The 15,324-nt window shown below is 50.4% G+C and carries 21 protein-coding genes and 1 other annotated feature; of the genes, 1 reads left to right on the plus strand and 20 read right to left on the minus strand.

Annotation, left to right across the window (positions count from 1 at the left end):
* Positions 1 to 125: 125 nt before the first annotated feature.
* The 19 genes from ACFQZE_RS22925 to ACFQZE_RS23015 all read right to left on the minus strand — a co-directional run bounded on the left by ACFQZE_RS22925 (position 126) and on the right by ACFQZE_RS23015 (position 13,898).
* Positions 126 to 743 carry a class I SAM-dependent methyltransferase gene (locus ACFQZE_RS22925; protein ID WP_379361497.1) on the minus strand — a complete coding sequence of 206 codons (618 nt, stop codon included), beginning with the start codon at positions 741 to 743 and terminating at the stop codon, positions 126 to 128.
* A gap of 126 nt (positions 744 to 869) precedes the next feature.
* The gene (gene rplL / locus ACFQZE_RS22930) at positions 870 to 1,232 is read right to left on the minus strand and encodes a 50S ribosomal protein L7/L12 (RefSeq protein ID WP_379361499.1); all 363 of its coding nucleotides are present in this window, start codon (positions 1,230 to 1,232) and stop codon (positions 870 to 872) included.
* A 94-nt stretch (positions 1,233 to 1,326) separates the two neighbouring features.
* Positions 1,327 to 1,830 carry a 50S ribosomal protein L10 gene (gene rplJ, locus ACFQZE_RS22935; protein WP_379361501.1) on the minus strand — a complete coding sequence of 168 codons (504 nt, stop codon included), beginning with the start codon at positions 1,828 to 1,830 and terminating at the stop codon, positions 1,327 to 1,329.
* 57 nt (positions 1,831 to 1,887) lie between these two features.
* Positions 1,888 to 2,056 (minus strand) — a sequence feature (ribosomal protein L10 leader region).
* Between the two features lie 19 nt (positions 2,057 to 2,075).
* Positions 2,076 to 2,768 (minus strand): 50S ribosomal protein L1, encoded by a 693-nt coding sequence (gene rplA, locus ACFQZE_RS22940; protein ID WP_379361503.1) that lies wholly within the window; start codon positions 2,766 to 2,768, stop codon positions 2,076 to 2,078.
* Positions 2,769 to 2,906: 138 nt separating this feature from the next.
* Complete coding sequence (gene rplK / locus ACFQZE_RS22945; RefSeq protein ID WP_068679396.1) at positions 2,907 to 3,332, minus strand: 50S ribosomal protein L11; 426 nt, start codon at positions 3,330 to 3,332, stop codon at positions 2,907 to 2,909.
* Between the two features lie 65 nt (positions 3,333 to 3,397).
* On the minus strand, positions 3,398 to 3,931 hold the full coding sequence (gene nusG / locus ACFQZE_RS22950; protein ID WP_379361506.1) for a transcription termination/antitermination protein NusG: 534 nt from the start codon (positions 3,929 to 3,931) through the stop codon (positions 3,398 to 3,400).
* Positions 3,932 to 3,955: 24 nt separating this feature from the next.
* Positions 3,956 to 4,165 (minus strand): preprotein translocase subunit SecE, encoded by a 210-nt coding sequence (secE, locus tag ACFQZE_RS22955; protein WP_379361508.1) that lies wholly within the window; start codon positions 4,163 to 4,165, stop codon positions 3,956 to 3,958.
* An 18-nt stretch (positions 4,166 to 4,183) separates the two neighbouring features.
* A complete protein-coding gene (rpmG, locus tag ACFQZE_RS22960) occupies positions 4,184 to 4,333 on the minus strand; it encodes a 50S ribosomal protein L33 (protein WP_082967189.1) in 150 nt (49 codons plus the stop codon).
* A 336-nt stretch (positions 4,334 to 4,669) separates the two neighbouring features.
* Positions 4,670 to 5,323: an RNA polymerase sporulation sigma factor SigH gene (gene sigH / locus ACFQZE_RS22965; RefSeq protein WP_379361510.1), complete on the minus strand. Its 654-nt coding sequence runs from the start codon at positions 5,321 to 5,323 to the stop codon at positions 4,670 to 4,672.
* 280 nt (positions 5,324 to 5,603) lie between these two features.
* Positions 5,604 to 6,128, minus strand: a complete 525-nt coding sequence (locus ACFQZE_RS22970) for an NYN domain-containing protein (RefSeq protein WP_379361512.1) — start codon at positions 6,126 to 6,128, stop codon at positions 5,604 to 5,606.
* 3 nt (positions 6,129 to 6,131) lie between these two features.
* Positions 6,132 to 6,887, minus strand: coding sequence for a 23S rRNA (guanosine(2251)-2'-O)-methyltransferase RlmB (gene rlmB / locus ACFQZE_RS22975; RefSeq protein WP_379361514.1), 756 nt, complete (start codon positions 6,885 to 6,887; stop codon positions 6,132 to 6,134).
* A gap of 89 nt (positions 6,888 to 6,976) precedes the next feature.
* Complete coding sequence (locus tag ACFQZE_RS22980; RefSeq protein ID WP_379361516.1) at positions 6,977 to 7,420, minus strand: Mini-ribonuclease 3; 444 nt, start codon at positions 7,418 to 7,420, stop codon at positions 6,977 to 6,979.
* Positions 7,417 to 8,835, minus strand: coding sequence for a cysteine--tRNA ligase (gene cysS / locus ACFQZE_RS22985; RefSeq protein WP_379361518.1), 1,419 nt, complete (start codon positions 8,833 to 8,835; stop codon positions 7,417 to 7,419). Before cysS ends, ACFQZE_RS22980 begins: the two co-directional genes overlap by 4 nt.
* On the minus strand, positions 8,832 to 9,494 hold the full coding sequence (cysE, locus tag ACFQZE_RS22990) for a serine O-acetyltransferase (RefSeq protein ID WP_379361520.1): 663 nt from the start codon (positions 9,492 to 9,494) through the stop codon (positions 8,832 to 8,834). The genes cysS and cysE overlap by 4 nt, the downstream gene beginning before the upstream one ends.
* A gap of 195 nt (positions 9,495 to 9,689) precedes the next feature.
* On the minus strand, positions 9,690 to 9,857 hold the full coding sequence (locus ACFQZE_RS22995) for a hypothetical protein (protein ID WP_379361522.1): 168 nt from the start codon (positions 9,855 to 9,857) through the stop codon (positions 9,690 to 9,692).
* Positions 9,858 to 9,972: 115 nt separating this feature from the next.
* Positions 9,973 to 11,433 carry a glutamate--tRNA ligase gene (gene gltX, locus ACFQZE_RS23000; protein WP_379361524.1) on the minus strand — a complete coding sequence of 487 codons (1,461 nt, stop codon included), beginning with the start codon at positions 11,431 to 11,433 and terminating at the stop codon, positions 9,973 to 9,975.
* Positions 11,434 to 11,469: 36 nt separating this feature from the next.
* Positions 11,470 to 11,952, minus strand: coding sequence for a 2-C-methyl-D-erythritol 2,4-cyclodiphosphate synthase (gene ispF, locus ACFQZE_RS23005; protein WP_379361526.1), 483 nt, complete (start codon positions 11,950 to 11,952; stop codon positions 11,470 to 11,472).
* Entirely contained in the window at positions 11,953 to 12,654 is a 702-nt protein-coding gene (gene ispD, locus ACFQZE_RS23010) for a 2-C-methyl-D-erythritol 4-phosphate cytidylyltransferase (protein WP_379361528.1), read from the minus strand.
* A gap of 146 nt (positions 12,655 to 12,800) precedes the next feature.
* On the minus strand, positions 12,801 to 13,898 hold the full coding sequence (locus ACFQZE_RS23015; RefSeq protein ID WP_379361530.1) for a PIN/TRAM domain-containing protein: 1,098 nt from the start codon (positions 13,896 to 13,898) through the stop codon (positions 12,801 to 12,803).
* A gap of 160 nt (positions 13,899 to 14,058) precedes the next feature.
* Between ACFQZE_RS23015 and ACFQZE_RS23020 the strand changes: the two genes are divergently transcribed.
* Entirely contained in the window at positions 14,059 to 14,457 is a 399-nt protein-coding gene (locus ACFQZE_RS23020; RefSeq protein ID WP_379361574.1) for a nucleoside triphosphate pyrophosphohydrolase family protein, read from the plus strand.
* 91 nt (positions 14,458 to 14,548) lie between these two features.
* On the opposite strand, the gene pssA is transcribed toward ACFQZE_RS23020, so the two are convergent.
* Complete coding sequence (pssA, locus tag ACFQZE_RS23025) at positions 14,549 to 15,298, minus strand: CDP-diacylglycerol--serine O-phosphatidyltransferase (protein WP_379361532.1); 750 nt, start codon at positions 15,296 to 15,298, stop codon at positions 14,549 to 14,551.
* Positions 15,299 to 15,324: the final 26 nt, after the last annotated feature.

Below are 15,324 nucleotides of genomic sequence, written 5' to 3' on the forward strand. Positions count from 1 at the left end.
TTATACGTCAAATGCCATAAAAATATGCATGCCGCGCTGAAAATTTGCACTTGACATTTTAGTTGACTAAAGAGATTTCAAGCAATTTTATGCTGACATTTTATAATATTACCATATTCAAAATGTCAAGTCAAATCATTTCTACCTGCTTTTTGCGCCCGCAATATGCGATAGCCTTTATCTTTCGTTACTTCCTCTACTTCTCCAAAAATAGACTGCAGCTTGTCCATAGCGGAAGAAGCGCCCTGCTTCTTCTGAATGACAACCCACATGCTGCCGCCCTCTGCAAGCTGTTCGTATCCTTCTTCAAAAATACGATGAACGACCGCCTTCCCCGCTCTAATAGGAGGATTGGTCAAAATGGCATCAAACTGCTTACCTTTGACCGCTTCGAACAAATCGCTTTGCAATACCGTTACGTTGCCGATTTTGTTTTTCCTTGCGTTTTCCTTTGCCAGCTCCACGGCGCGTTCATTAATATCGATCATCGTGACATGGCCTTCGCTCGAAAGCTTTGCCGCCGTCAGACCGATCGGCCCATAGCCGCAGCCAACATCCAAAACCCGATCCCGCTCGCCTAATTCCATTGCTTCTATTAATACACGACTTCCGTAATCGACTCCCGCTTTGGAGAAGACCCCTGAATCCGTGACAAAAGTCATGGCATACCCTCTCAGCGAATCGTTATGGTCTTGCCGATTATGGTCTACATTTGGCGTTTTGGAATAATAGTGACCTGACATTCCTTCGCCTCCTTAACATTATTGACGCATAACATGAAACGAACCCCTTGAAACGGCAAGTTTCAAGGGGTTCGTCGGCCGCAGCCTGCATGTTAGCCTGCCAATCGGCCATATAGTGAAGTCAAATTACTTAACTTCAACGTTAGCGCCAGCTTCTTCAAGCTTAGCTTTAACAGCGTTAGCTTCGTCTTCGCCAACTTTTTCTTTGATTGGTTTTGGAGCGCCGTCAACCAGTTCTTTCGCTTCTTTCAGGCCAAGACCTGTGATTTCGCGAACAACTTTGATTACGTTGATTTTGGAAGCGCCAGCGCTTGTCAAAATAACGTCGAATTCTGTTTGAACAGCAGCTTCAGCAGCGCCGCCGCCAGCTACAACTGCAACTGGAGCTGCAGCAGTTACGCCGAATTCTTCTTCGATTGCTTTAACAAGATCGTTCAGTTCAAGAACAGTCATACCTTTAATTGCTTCCAAGATTTGCTCTTTAGACATGGTATATACCTCCGAAAATGGTTTAGTTTTGGTTGGGTGTTGCTAATATAGCGAAGCCGGATTACCGTGCTTCGATTGTTGCTGCTAGGCGATATTAAGCGCCAGCTTCTTGCTTCTCTCCAACTGCTTTAACCGCAAGCGCGAAGTTGCGAACTGGAGCTTGAAGCACGCTGAGGAGCATGGAAAGCAAACCTTCGCGGGAAGGAAGCTCAGCAAGAGCTTTAATTTGCTCTGTGCCAACCACTTTACCTTCTACGATGCCGCCTTTCAGCTTCAATGCGTCGTTTTTCTTAGCGAAATCATTAAGGATTTTAGCTGGAGCAACAGCGTCTTCGCCGCTGAATGCAATTGCTGTAGGTCCTGTAAGAATATCGTTAAGTCCCGCAAGTTCTGTACCTTCGGTAGCGCGGCGAACGAGCGAGTTTTTCAAAACTTGGAATTCGATGCCCGCTTCGCGGAGCTGTTTCCGAAGTTCAGTTACTTGCGCAACGTTCAATCCGCGATAGTCAGCTACTACTGTGCTGGAGCTGGAAGTAAGCTTCGATGCGATTACTTCAACCGCTTCTTGTTTCGCTTGGATGATCTTTGCGTTAGCCATTCTGTACACCTCCCGTAATATTATACATCCCGTAAATACGAAAGATATTCCTTTCCTTTGGTGCATGAGAAAGGCCTTCGCAGACGATGCGAAGGCCATGAAGTCGTTGTCGATCGCGAGCAAGGCCAAGGCCCTGCCGCATTCCTAAACGTTTATCATAACACCTCGGTAGGAAATTAAGCCTTCATCAGGCACCTACTGTCTACGGTATGCGTATTCGAATTTAAGCAGCGTTTCTTCTCGACTTAACGGAAAGTTGCAGTCGATACACGAGCGCCAGGGCCCATTGTGGAAGAAACAGCAATGTTTTTCAGGTAAACGCCTTTAGCTGCAGCTGGTTTAGCGCGAACTAGAGCGTCGATCAGAGCTTTCAAGTTTTCGTTCAGCTTTTCAGCGTCGAACGATACTTTGCCGATTGGAGCGTGGATTTGACCCGCTTTGTCCAGACGGTACTCGATTTTACCTGCTTTGATTTCTTGAACGGCTTTTGCAACGTCAAACGTTACAGTACCTGCTTTCGGGTTAGGCATAAGACCTTTACCGCCCAGGATACGGCCGAGCTTACCAACTTCAGCCATCATGTCCGGCGTTGCTACGCAAACGTCGAAGTCAAACCAGCCTTGTTGGATTTTGTTGATCATGTCTGCGTCGCCAACATAGTCAGCGCCAGCAGCTTCCGCTTCTTTCACTTTTTCGCCTTTTGCGAAAACGAGAACGCGTTTAGTTTTACCTGTGCCATGCGGAAGTACGACAACGCCGCGTACCGCTTGGTCTTGTTTACGTGGGTCTACACCCAAACGAACCGCTACTTCGACGGACTCGTCGAACTTAGCTGTCGCTGCCTTTTTCACAAGCTCAATCGCTTGTGCCGGCTCGTAAGTTGCTTCGCTGTCAATCAGCTTAGCAGCTTCTACATATTTTTTACCGTGTTTAGCCATTGTAAGTTCCTCCTTATGTGGTTATAGCGGAACACCCTCAAAGGGATGATCCTCCCACCCGCGAGAGCTCGAAAGCCTCGCAAAGCGAGATGTCCGAAGACATCGCAAGCATCCTCGTCCTGAACGGACGAATCCGCATTAGTCGACGATAGTAACGCCCATGCTGCGCGCAGTACCTTCAACCATACGCATTGCTGCTTCAACGGAAGCCGCGTTTAGATCTTGCATTTTTGTCTCAGCGATTTCGCGAACTTTATCACGTTTAACCGTTGCGACTTTTTTCTTGTTCGGTTCGCCAGATCCTTTTTCGATACCAGCTGCTACGCGGAGCAATACTGCTGCCGGCGGAGTCTTTGTTTCGAAAGTGAAGGAACGGTCCTCGAATACAGTGATCACGACTGGAATAATCAGACCTGCCTGATCCGCAGTACGAGCGTTGAACTCTTTACAGAACGCCATAATGTTAACGCCTGCTTGACCTAGTGCCGGACCGATTGGCGGCGCAGGGTTCGCTTTACCTGCTGGAACTTGAAGCTTGACCATCTTGATGACCTTTTTTGCCATGAGTCACACCTCCTTGCCTTGATATACACACGCATTCTCATGCGCCTGCTCCGGAAACCAGATAGTTATATCTTCTCCACTTGAGTATAATCCAGCTCAAGCGGGGTTTCCCTGCCAAACATATTGACATGAACCTTCAGTTTTGCCTTGTCGAGTAAAATTTCTTCTACTGAACCGACAAAATCTGCAAAAGGTCCTACCTTGACGCGTACCGTTTCCTTCAGTTCGAACTCGATCTTCGGCCTCGGCTCTTCCATGCCCATGTGTTTCAAAATCTGTTCCACTTCATCAGGCAGCAGAGGAGTCGGCTTAGAGCCAGATCCTGTCGAACCAACGAAACCCGTTACGCCCGGCGTATTGCGAACAACATACCAGGAATCATCGGTTTGAACCATTTCTACAAGAACGTAGCCAGGGTAGACTTTACGTTGAACGGTCTTTTTCTTCCCGTCCTTCTCTACGACTTCGTCCTCCATAGGAACGAGCACGCGGAAGATCTTGTCTTCCATGCCCATTGATTCAACCCGGCGCTCCAAGTTGGCTTTCACCTTGTTCTCATAGCCGGAGTACGTATGCACGACATACCATCTTTTTTCCATCAATAATCCACCTTTGGTCCCTTCTTAGACAATCAGCTGAACCAATTCCGAGATCCCGATGTCAAGAAGCCAGAAGTAAATCGTTACTGCTACTACCGTACAAAGTACGATTAGAGAATAGCTAGTTAACTCTTTACGACTTGGCCAGCGAACCTTCTTCAGCTCCGCCCAGCTGTCGGCAAAAAAACTAAACGTTGTACCAAAGCCTTGCTTCAGTTTCGCCAAAAAAGCCACGGTCACACCTCCAATGGACTATCGCGTCTCGCGATGAGGAGTCTGCTCGTTACAGAACTTGCAAAACTTCTTCAACTCGATGCGGTCGGGGTGATTGCGCTTGTTCTTTGTCGTCGCATAGTTTCTTTGTTTGCAGTTTGTGCATGCCAACGTGATAATTACCCGCATTGAATTACACCTCCCGAACTGCTCAAAAATACGAATCATGAAGCTCTATATGATTTTCATTGATTCCATCGCCAATACGAAAAAAACCTCGAATTTAGGCCTACCTAAAACACTTTATCATACGGCCTATCCTGTGTCAATCAATGAATAGGGGGCGCAGCCTGCGAATATTTGGCATCGGATCCGGATTTGGATTCTACCAGTATGGACGACAACTCTTCTTTTAAAACCAATGGACTGTCTTCACTGCCTGAAAAACGTCAGACAGAAAAGACAGTCCGTTGTCAGAAAACCTCTATCGAACATTTTCGCAAAAAAGGATGAGCCGAATAAAGGCTATAAGCCGCCGAAATCCCGAACTTCCAAATACTTCTCCAGCTTGCGCTTGACGCGCTGCAAAGCGTTGTCAATCGACTTGACATGCCTGTCCAGATCGACTGCGATTTCTTGATAAGAACGCCCGTCTAAATAAAGCATCAGAACCTTGCGCTCCAAATCGCTCAAAATCTCGGACATCTTGTCCTCTAAGCCGACAAACTCTTCTTGGTTGATGATGAGCTCTTCGGGATCCGACACTCTCGTTCCGCAAATAACGTCGAGCAGCGTTCGGTCCGAATCCTCGTCATAGATAGGTTTATCTAAAGAAACGTAAGAATTAAGGGGAATATGCTTCTGCCTGGTAGCCGTCTTAATGGCGGTAATGATTTGCCTCGTGATACACAATTCGGCGAAGGCTTTGAAGCTGGCTAGCTTGTCGCCCTTGAAATCCCGAATCGCTTTGTACAGGCCGATCATCCCTTCCTGCACGATATCCTCGCGATCGGCCCCGATTAGAAAATAGGACCGCGCCTTGGCGCGCACGAAGTTTTTGTATTTGTTGATCAAATATTCCAGCGCCATGCTGTCGCCGTTACGGACCGCCTCTACAATTTCCTCATCTGAGCTGCATTCGTATTCGAGCGTACTCCATTCTTTGAGGTCGATACTCACACACTATCCCTCCGGCCTGCAAGGCGTACACCGCGCTAGATTCATAAGATTGCACGCGTAGACAACCGGCATCCGCCCACCATCAGGCAATCCAGCTACGCGATCATATAAGACTTCCATCAGGAGGAATCTTATATCTTCTTATCTTTAAACATAGAGTCAGTATACATTATGTAACCTTGCACCGTCAACCAATCGCAACCCTAAAAAGTATCGATATTCTAGCAAAAATGTAACTTTGTGGAACTAGTTGTAAGCGCTTCACTTCAGTTCACTTTTCCTATTTTTCCCCTCGTCTAAGCCTTTCCAGCTTACTCCAGACATCCAGGCTTATATTTTGGTCCAGCGAGTTGCGCTTGATTGGCCCTTCCTCTCGGATCGTATGCTCGATTTGCCGCCGGTTCTGCCCAATGTCAATCAGAAGCTCGCGAGCGGATACGCGCAGCGCGCCTTTGCCGAACGCGACGTGCTGCTCGACCAAATCTGAGGTTGCCACATAAACATTGCGCCTTCTCGTAATGAACTCGTTGCACAGCCTTTCAATGCATTCGTCCGCCGTTTCCTTCTCTTTCGTATAGACGATAGTCAGCTTGTGCTGCTTGAATGTCGCGCCCAGGCCCGGAACTTGATGGGCATCAAAAATAACGTATACTCCCATGCCGGTAAACCCCTGATAATCCGCCAGCATATCCAGCAGCTTGTCCCGGGCATCCTCCAGATCATGTTCTTTCAACTTTTCCAGCTCCGGCCAGGCTCCGATTATGTTATAGCCATCCACAAGCAAAACGTCGTTGCGCCGGCTCATGGCCTATTCGCTCCGGCGCTGTCTGACAACCTCGTACATGAGCACGCCCGCGGCAACGGAAGCATTCAAGGAGTTAAGCTGTCCAAGCATCGGAAGCTTCACTAAAAAATCGCATTTTTCTTTGATTAGGCGCCCCATCCCTTTGCTCTCGTTTCCAATGACGATGGCAAGCGGCATATCAAACTTTGTTTTGTACACATCCTGCTTGGCGCTGACGTCTGTACCGGCTACCCATACGCCCGCTTCCTTCAGCTTGTCTATCGTTTGAGCCAGATTCGTCACCCGCGCCACCGGCACATGCTCGGCCGCCCCGGCCGACGTTTTCAAAACCGTTGCCGTAAGCCCCGCGGAACGCCGTTTTGGAATAATGACGCCATGCGCTCCCGTACACTCAGCAGTACGAAGAATGGAACCGAGATTGTGCGGGTCCTCGATTTCATCCAGCAGCAGTATAAACGGCATTTCGCCGCGGCTTTTCGCCCGATCAAGCAGTTCTTCCACTTCCACATATTCAAATGCGGCAGCCTGCGCAATAACGCCTTGATGGGCGACGCCGGCGGCCATGCCGTCCAGCTTGCGCTTGTCCACAAATTGAACGATAATGCCTTGTTTCTTAGCCTCAGCCGTAATCGGCTGCGTCAAACTTTTTTGCGCGCCGTCGGCAATCCAAATTTTATTAATTTCCCGTCCAGAACGCAGCGCTTCAAGTACAGGATGTTTCCCTGCAATAAGCTCTTCCTGGTTTTCTTCAATGGACATAATAGCCCTCCTTGCTTCCTGTTCAAAATGATGTTGTAATCTCGTTGAATTTCTTTTTCGCCATTAAGCCTTAAAGCGCTATGTGGCTATCACTGTTCGCGCTCCGCCAAAGCGATTTGAAACAGCTCGCCGATGCGGTCCAGCCGGCCTTCAAAATACAAATGGCCGACCAAACACTCCAGCGCGGTGGCCATCCGATAATCGGCGGGATCGGCGTTTTTCGGCGGCGCGCCGGACTTTGTGTTCCGCCCGCGCCGGACGATATCCTGCTCCTCCTCCGTTAAATGCGGCTGCAAGCGCTCAAGCGTCTCCCGCTGAGCCTTCGCCGACACCAGCTTGGTCGCTTCCTTATGGAGATGGTGCGACTTGTTGTTCGGCAACGAAATCAAGTATTGCCGCACCAGCAGCTCAAACACGGCATCCCCCATATACGCCAGCACGACGGGATTGATCAGCCCCGTTTTGAGCGGCGGAACGTGCAACGCCAGAGGGTTGGCGGGAACGAGTCCCGCCTCATCCAAAGGCCGCGTCATTTGCGCCGCCAGCGGATACCTTGCGGCGTATCCTCAAGAACAATGTTTTTTTCGTTCAACAGGTCGCGAATTTCATCGGCCCGCGCCCAATTTTTGGATTTGCGGGCTTCCGTCCGCTCCTGAATAAGACCGTCGATCTCTTCATCCAGCAGATCGTTCCCCAAAGCCGACGGAAGCAGCCCCAGTACATTGTCGATGCGGTCAAACGACGCAAGAAGCAAAGCAAGCCCTTCCTCGGAAACAGCTTCGCCTTTCAAATAAAGGTTGGCTTCGGCCACAAGCTCAAACAGCGCCGTAATCGCGTCAGGCGTATTGAAGTCGTCCCCCATTTTCGCTGCGAACTGGGCTTCGATTGCGGACAGCTTCTCCTTAAGTCCAGCGGAATCGCCAGCCGCAGCTTCCCCTCCCGCCGCTTTTACCGCATCCAAACGATGCTTCAAGTTGGCATAGCAGTTCGCGATGCGCTCCACGCTGTTTTCCGCTTGGGCAATCGTATCGTCGCTAAAGTTAAGCGGGCTGCGGTAATGAGACGATAGCATGAAGTAGCGGATAGCCTGCGGCTTGATCCTCTTTACCAGCTCGTTCACCGTAACGCCGTTCCCCAGCGATTTGGACATCTTTTCGTTGTTGATATTAACGAAGCCGTTGTGCATCCAATAGTTGGACAGAGGCTTCCCTGTAAGCGACTCCGATTGAGCAACCTCGCATTCGTGATGCGGGAATTGAAGATCATGCCCGCCGCCGTGAATATCGAGCGTATCGCCCAAATATTTGCGCGCCATCGCCGAGCATTCGATATGCCAGCCCGGACGCCCCGGTCCCCATGGGCTATCCCATTTGATTTCGCCTGGCTTCGCGCCTTTCCAAAGCACAAAGTCGCCCTGGTTTTCTTTGCGGTCGCCAATTTCGACACGGATGCCGAATTGCAGCTCCTCAATATTTTGATGCGAAAGCTTGCCGTATTCCTCGAACTTAGCCGTTCTGAAATAGACATCACCTTCGCTTTCATAGGCATAGCCTTTTTCCACAAGCCCCGCCACAAACGCGATAATTTCGTCCATATGCTCGGTTACACGCGGATTCAGCGTTGCCTTGCGCACTCCGAGCGATTCGATATCGGCATTAAACGCCTCGATAAAACGCTCCGCCACCTCCGGAACCGTCGTGCCCAGCTCCTCCGCTTTGCGAATCAGCTTGTCGTCTACATCGGTAAAATTCACGATATAGTCGACCTTATTGCCCGCATGCTCCAAATAACGGCGCACCACATCAAAAAAGATGACCGGACGCGCATTTCCTATATGGATGTAATCATAAACTGTCGGCCCGCAAACATACATCTTGACTTTGCCCTGCTCCTGCGGCTGAAAGCTATCTTTCGAACGCGTCAATGAATTATAAATAGATACCGTCATGATTCCGTATTCCCTCCAAACTCCGATTCCCGAAGCCAATTCAGCTCCGACTTCAGACCGTCTATTTCTTTTTGCATCGCCCTAAACATTTCGATAACCGGATCGGGCAGCTGCGTATGGTCGAGCCTGTCGCCGACTCTTTCCCCGTTGCGCCTTACGACGCGTCCCGGATTGCCGACTACCGTACAGTTTTCCGGCACCGGCCGCAAGACGACCGCATTTGACCCTATACTGGAATTGTCTCCCACTGTGAACGATCCTAAAACCTTAGCCCCCGAGCCAATGACCACATTGTTGCCGATCGTCGGATGCCGCTTCCCCTTCTCCTTGCCCGTACCGCCTAGCGTAACTCCCTGATAGATGACCACATCGTCGCCGATCTCGCAAGTTTCCCCAATCACAACGCCCATCCCATGGTCGATAAAAAGCCTTCTGCCGATCCTTGCCCCCGGATGAATTTCGATTCCCGTCATAAACCGGCTTACCTGCGAAATCACTCTCGCAAGCGTAAACCAACCCCTTCTATAAAGCGGATGAGCAATACGGTGCGCCCAAATGGCATGAACTCCGGAATACGTAAAAACAACTTCGAATCGGCTCCTCGCCGCCGGATCGTTCTCGAACACCGTCAACACGTCCGAGCGAAACTCGCTGAGCATAATGAACTCTCCCTTCAAGCTGCCAAGCATTAACTTCGACTATTGCCAAAATAAAAAAACCTCCGCAGCATCAAATGCTGCAGAGGCGTGTAAACTCGCGGTTCCACTCTGCTTGAACAGCACGCCGGCGTCTATCCGGGAGGCTGTCATCTCTTCGTCTTTAACGCAGACGTTACGTTGCCGCCTACCCCGCTGTCACAGCCATTGCAACTGATGTGACGGCAGCTCGGAACAAGGCTCCCAGGTGCATATTTCCGTTTGTATGGACTGGACAACTTGCAGCCCCATTCTTTGATTAATGGCAAACCAAATTTGCTTTGCCGCTATCGATTCGAATGACGGTTGTCCTCTCTGCGAATCCACAATTTAACGTACTTCTCCTGTTCAAGGCCGGTTCATTGTATTAATAGTCATAGTATACCGAAACGGGCAAAAAGTGCAAGTCTAATCCAGCGCAAAATGAGCGCCGGAGAGCCTTTTAGGCCAAGCGGGCTTTCAGCCTGTCCGTCACTTTCGATTTGCCGAGCAGCACGATGGACTGGTTAAGGTCCGGCCCATGCGTTTGCCCCGTCAGTGCGGCGCGAATTGGCATAAAGAGCGCTTTGCCTTTGCAGCCCGTCTCTTTTTGCACTGTTTTGATCATCTCTTTAATTCCGTCCACCGTAAATGGAGCGGCATCCGCTTCAAGCAGTGAAAGGAATGATCCAAGCACAGCCGGCACCGTTTCTTCGGCCAGCACGGCCGCCGCCTCCTCTTCCTCCAGCACCGTCTCCCGGAAGAACAGCTCCGTTACGGCAACAATATCCGAAGCGCTGCGCAGCTTGTCCTGATGAAGCGCCACCAGTGCCGTTACCCACTCCCGGCCTTCCGCATCAAGCTCTGTCGTCACGGAACCGGCTTTTTGCAAATGAGGCAGACAAAGATCGACTACTCGGGCAAGATCAGCCTTTTTCATATATTCGCCGTTCATCCAGCTCAGCTTCTGGGTGTCGAAGACGGCCGGGCTTTTGCTAAGGCGATCCGCATTGAAGACGGACACAAGCTCGTCGCGCGTGTACATCTCCTGCTCGCCCTCCGGCGACCAGCCCAGCAGCGTAATGAAGTTGAACAACGCCTCCGGCAAGTAGCCTAAAGCGTCATACTGCTCGATAAATTGAATGATCGATTCGTCGCGCTTGCTCAGCTTCTTTTTGTTTTCGTTTACGATTAGCGTCATATGGGCGAATACCGGCGGCTCCCAGCCAAACGCCTCATAGATCATAAGCTGGCGCGGAGTATTGGAAATATGGTCTTCCCCGCGCAAAACATGGCTAATTTTCATCAGATGGTCGTCCAGCACCACAGCAAAGTTGTACGTTGGAATGCCATCTTTTTTCACGATGACAAAATCGCCCATCTCCGCCGTATCGAAGCTGATATTCACTTTCACCATATCGTCAAAAGCGTAAGTGCGTCCTTCCGGCACCCGGAACCGGATGCTCGCCACACGGCCTTCCGCTTCGAACGCCACACGCTGCTCCTCCGTCAAATCGCGGTGTCTGCCGGAATATCGAGGCGTCTCGCCGCGCTCCATCTGCTCCTCGCGCTCGCGCTCCAGCTCCTCCTCCGTGCAATAGCAGCGGTAAGCTTGACCCTTGTCCAGCAGCTGCTGCCAATACTCGCGGTAAATATCTAGACGCTCCGTCTGGCGGTAAGGGCCGTAACCCCCGCCGATATCGATGCTCTCGTCCCAGTCGATGCCGAGCCATTTTAAATAAGTAAGCTGGTTTTCTTCCCCGCCTGCCACATTGCGTTTTACGTCGGTATCTTCAATCCGAATAATAAACTTGCCGCCTTGGTTTCTGGCGAATAAATAATTAAATAAGGCCGTTCTTGCGTTGCCGATATGCAAATGCCCTGTTGGCGATGGCGCATAGCGCACCCGAACTTCAGATGTCATAACAATAGTCCTCCCGCAAAATAATATAGTGAAAGCCTAAGCTTCGTTTTTGAGAAGCAGCACAACGGATTGAGCGGCGATCCCTTCTCCCCGGCCTGTAAAGCCGAGCCATTCCGTCGTCGTTGCCTTAACGTTGACTTGCGACACATCCGCTTGCAGCGCTCCGGCTATCACTTCCGCCATTTGCGGAATGTAGGGAAGCATCTTCGGCTTTTGCGCGATAATGGTACAATCGATATTGCCGAGCCGGTAGCCTCTCTCCACCACAAGCTCCCATATCCGCTCCAGCAGCTTCAAGCTATCGGCATCTTTAAAAGCATCGTCCGTATCGGGAAAATGCTTTCCGATATCGCCGAGTCCAAGCGCTCCCAAAATCGCGTCGGAAATCGCGTGAAGCAGCACATCGGCATCGGAATGCCCGAGCAGCCCCTTTTCATATGGAATGTTTACGCCCCCAATAATACAGGGTCTGCCCTCTACCAATTGATGTACGTCGAAACCTTGTCCAACCCGTATCATTTATGAATCCCCTCTCTTCGCCCGCTGCTCTAGCAAAAACTCCGCATAGGGCAAGTCTTCCGGCGTCGTAATCTTAATGTTCGTGTAATCTCCCTCCGCTACAGCGACCGGAACTCCCATCCGTTCCACCGCCATCGCGTCGTCGGTTCCCAAAAATCCGTCCGTTTGCGCCAATCGATGCGCTTCCAGCAGCAGCTCACGACGAAAAGCTTGCGGCGTCTGTATCGCCCACAAGCTTTTGCGATCCGGCGTGGACACGATGACTCCCGCCTCGTCCACCTGCTTAATGGTGTCTTTCACCGGGACGGCCAGCACGGCCGCTCCACTCGCCAGCGCCGTTTTGCAGCAGTTGCCCGCTGCGGCTTCCGTTACAAACGGACGAACGCCGTCGTGCACCATGACCCAGTCGGAGCGGATGGCCATAAGTCCCCGCAGCACCGAATGCTGCCTTTCTTGCCCGCCGCTTAAGACGCCCGCCACTTTGGTTAAGCCATATAGGCTCACCCATTGCTCGCAGCGAGCAAGATCGCCCTCTCCTACAACCAGGACGATTTCCTCGACAAAGTCCATACACTGGAATCGCTCCAGCGTATGGACTAGGATCGGCTTGTCCCCTAGGGACAAATATTGTTTGCTTTCCTTCGTTCCCATCCTTGAGCCGCGACCGGCCGCAACGATGACGACGCCCCATTTTACATTCATATGGTCTACCTGCCTTAAGCGTTGTCCTCGCGTTAACGACTTTCGCTGCCATAGCAGGCTTTTTCTGTTCGTTACGCGCTGCAAGATCCCTTCGGCGATAATCGCCCTCCATCGGCATCTATGTACAATAGTACTATCATACCTTGTTACAGCGCTTTTTCCAACAGCTTAGGCTTCGCAAATATCATCCGTCCCGCCGATGTTTGCAGTACGCTGGTGACCAGCACCTCCATCGTCGTACCGATATAATCGCGTCCACCCTCCACAACAATCATCGTGCCGTCATCCAAATAAGCGACTCCTTGTCCATGCTCCTTGCCATCCTTAATCACTTGAACGATAATTTCTTCTCCCGGCAGCACAACAGGCTTAACGGCATTGGCAAGATCGTTTATGTTGAGCACCGAGACGCCTTGCAGCTCGCATACTTTATTGAGATTGAAATCGTTGGTGACGACTTTGCCTTGCAGCGCTTTAGCCAGCTTGACCAGCTTGCTGTCCACTTCGCCGATTTCTTCGAAATCGCCCTCGTAAATCAACACCCGAACATCTAGCTCTTTCTGTATTTTATTCAAAATATCAAGACCTCTGCGGCCCCGGTTGCGTTTAAGCAAGTCCGAAGAATCGGCAATATGCTGAAGCTCCTCCAGCACAAATTCAGGAATGACAAGTGTGCCTTCGATAAATCCCGTTTTGCAAATATCCGCAATCCGCCCGTCGATAATGACACTTGTGTCCAAAATTTTATGCTCTTCATATCCGCCCGGCTCGCCGTTTGCCGAACTTGGCCGTTTTTTCTCCGCCAGGGCAGTCAGACCTTCAACGATTTCCTCTTGTTTCGCGAGGCCGATTCGCAGACCCAAATAACCAAACGCCAGCGCCATAACGGCGGGAAGCAGTACGCCAACACCGCTGAAATCTGCTACAGCCGGATAGAGCAGCACCGACAACAGAAGACCTGACAACAATCCTCCCGTACCAGACAGCAATTGCCGAAGCGGCATTTCCGAAGTCAGCAGCACTCCGCGCTGCATGGCTTTCACTGCGGGACCTGCCAAAATAGTTGCCGCCACCACACCGATAAGAGCCCCAACTGCTACATTCATGTAATAAGTGCCGGATTGCTGCAGCATGCCAAACGAAGAGCTTGTCCATACGGCTGCACCGTTCACCCATCCATGCACTTCGCTACCTGCCATGCCGCCAAACAATAATCCGATTAACTGTATCATTCGTCTAACCATAATGGTTCACCTCCATTACAATTATGATCAAATAATTCAAACGTTAATCGTCGCAATAGGTAAAATGTTCAATATCTTATGTCATGTGGAAAACAATGGCCCTTGGCATTATAATAAAAGAGACATTACTTCTACAGGGTAGGTGAACAAAGTGGAATCCATGAATGATGCTCCAACGTTGGAACGGTTCCAGCAACAAGTATCGGAATTGCTTCTAAGGCACCGCAGCTTGCTTGACGTATTGTCCAAAATGGGGCAGTCAGGCGCCGCCGTCAATCGTGCGGTAACGAAAGCAGTAACAGACTGCGGCTGTATCGAACTGAATGCCCGCAAGCAGGAATACTCAGACTCGCCTGATCTTCAAAACGCCAAGCAAACGTTGCAGAACCATCTTGCCGGTGAACTGTGCGAACATTGCAATGAAGCGCTGAAGACCGAGCTTGGACGCAACTTGTTTTACATCACCGCTTTATGCAACCAGTTGAACATCCGACTCGACGAGGTAGTTGCAGACGAATATGACAAGTGCTCCACACTTGGCTTATTCAATCTAACGTAGCAGACGACAATCATACTTACCTATAATGAAAAAAAGAACGTTCCACTCGCCACAGCGTGGCGGGGAACGTTCTTTTTTATGGGACCGGCATTTATGCCGGCTTTTCGTTTTTTACGGACTCTTCCGAGTTGTTGTCGTTTAGGTCGCCGCGCTTGCGCGAACGTTTAGGCAATCGACGATCAACGTTTTTTTTTAAGCCATAAAGAGCATACAAAAGCAGCGGGACAAATAAAATTTTCGACAATTGATGCTCAAACAAAAGTCCCAATACAACAGAAATTACGACAATAAGCGGTATGACCCAAATGGCGCTGCGGGGAATGCCCACCTTCTTGAAATTGGGATATCGTATCGTGCTGACCATAAGGAAGGACAGGACGAGTGTGCTCGTTAACAAAACGGAAACGGGAATCTGGTCTTTAAACAAAGCCATTGTCGCCAAAACGCCGCCGGCTGCCGGAATCGGCAATCCGATAAAATATCCCGCGTTGCTCGTAATGACGTTGAAACGGGCCAGACGAAGCGCGCCGCATATCGGGAAAATGGCGGTAACCGTCCAAGCGAGCGCTGGGCTCAAATCTTGAAACGCCACTACATACATTATAAATGCCGGAGCTACACCAAACGAAATGACGTCGGATAAGGAATCCAGTTCCTTGCCGAATTCGCTTTGCGCGTTGAGCGCGCGGGCGACTCTGCCGTCTACGCCATCCAAAAGCATCGCGATCAGAACCATCATCGCCGCAAGCGACGGCTTTTCGTTAAATACCATTATGATGGCTATAACGCCCAGAAATAAATTACCAACCGTGAGAAGGCTCGGTATCGATTTTGCGATCATCTTTTCCACCTCTTCTCTACTATGCC

It is taken from the genome of Paenibacillus sp. GCM10027627, from assembly GCF_042675505.1.
Taxonomy (GTDB): domain Bacteria; phylum Bacillota; class Bacilli; order Paenibacillales; family Paenibacillaceae; genus Pristimantibacillus.

Bases quoted from the DNA above. Each gene is read 5' to 3' on its own strand.
- ACFQZE_RS23020 (WP_379361574.1), top strand. From the start codon at position 14,059: ATGAATGATGCTCCAACGTTGGAACGGTTCCAGCAACAAGTATCGGAA.
- ACFQZE_RS22970 (WP_379361512.1), bottom strand. From the start codon at position 6,128: ATGAGCCGGCGCAACGACGTTTTGCTTGTGGATGGCTATAACATAATC.
- rplJ (WP_379361501.1), bottom strand. From the start codon at position 1,830: ATGGCTAACGCAAAGATCATCCAAGCGAAACAAGAAGCGGTTGAAGTA.
- rlmB (WP_379361514.1), bottom strand. From the start codon at position 6,887: ATGTCCATTGAAGAAAACCAGGAAGAGCTTATTGCAGGGAAACATCCT.
- rplL (WP_379361499.1), bottom strand. From the start codon at position 1,232: ATGTCTAAAGAGCAAATCTTGGAAGCAATTAAAGGTATGACTGTTCTT.
- rplA (WP_379361503.1), bottom strand. From the start codon at position 2,768: ATGGCTAAACACGGTAAAAAATATGTAGAAGCTGCTAAGCTGATTGAC.
- ispF (WP_379361526.1), bottom strand. From the start codon at position 11,952: ATGATACGGGTTGGACAAGGTTTCGACGTACATCAATTGGTAGAGGGC.
- cysE (WP_379361520.1), bottom strand. From the start codon at position 9,494: ATGCTCAGCGAGTTTCGCTCGGACGTGTTGACGGTGTTCGAGAACGAT.
- gltX (WP_379361524.1), bottom strand. From the start codon at position 11,433: ATGACATCTGAAGTTCGGGTGCGCTATGCGCCATCGCCAACAGGGCAT.
- rpmG (WP_082967189.1), bottom strand. From the start codon at position 4,333: ATGCGGGTAATTATCACGTTGGCATGCACAAACTGCAAACAAAGAAAC.
- nusG (WP_379361506.1), bottom strand. From the start codon at position 3,931: ATGGAAAAAAGATGGTATGTCGTGCATACGTACTCCGGCTATGAGAAC.
- ACFQZE_RS23015 (WP_379361530.1), bottom strand. From the start codon at position 13,898: ATGGTTAGACGAATGATACAGTTAATCGGATTATTGTTTGGCGGCATG.
- cysS (WP_379361518.1), bottom strand. From the start codon at position 8,835: ATGACGGTATCTATTTATAATTCATTGACGCGTTCGAAAGATAGCTTT.
- ispD (WP_379361528.1), bottom strand. From the start codon at position 12,654: ATGAATGTAAAATGGGGCGTCGTCATCGTTGCGGCCGGTCGCGGCTCA.
- ACFQZE_RS22925 (WP_379361497.1), bottom strand. From the start codon at position 743: ATGTCAGGTCACTATTATTCCAAAACGCCAAATGTAGACCATAATCGG.
- ACFQZE_RS22980 (WP_379361516.1), bottom strand. From the start codon at position 7,420: ATGACGCGGCCTTTGGATGAGGCGGGACTCGTTCCCGCCAACCCTCTG.
- pssA (WP_379361532.1), bottom strand. From the start codon at position 15,298: ATGATCGCAAAATCGATACCGAGCCTTCTCACGGTTGGTAATTTATTT.
- rplK (WP_068679396.1), bottom strand. From the start codon at position 3,332: ATGGCAAAAAAGGTCATCAAGATGGTCAAGCTTCAAGTTCCAGCAGGT.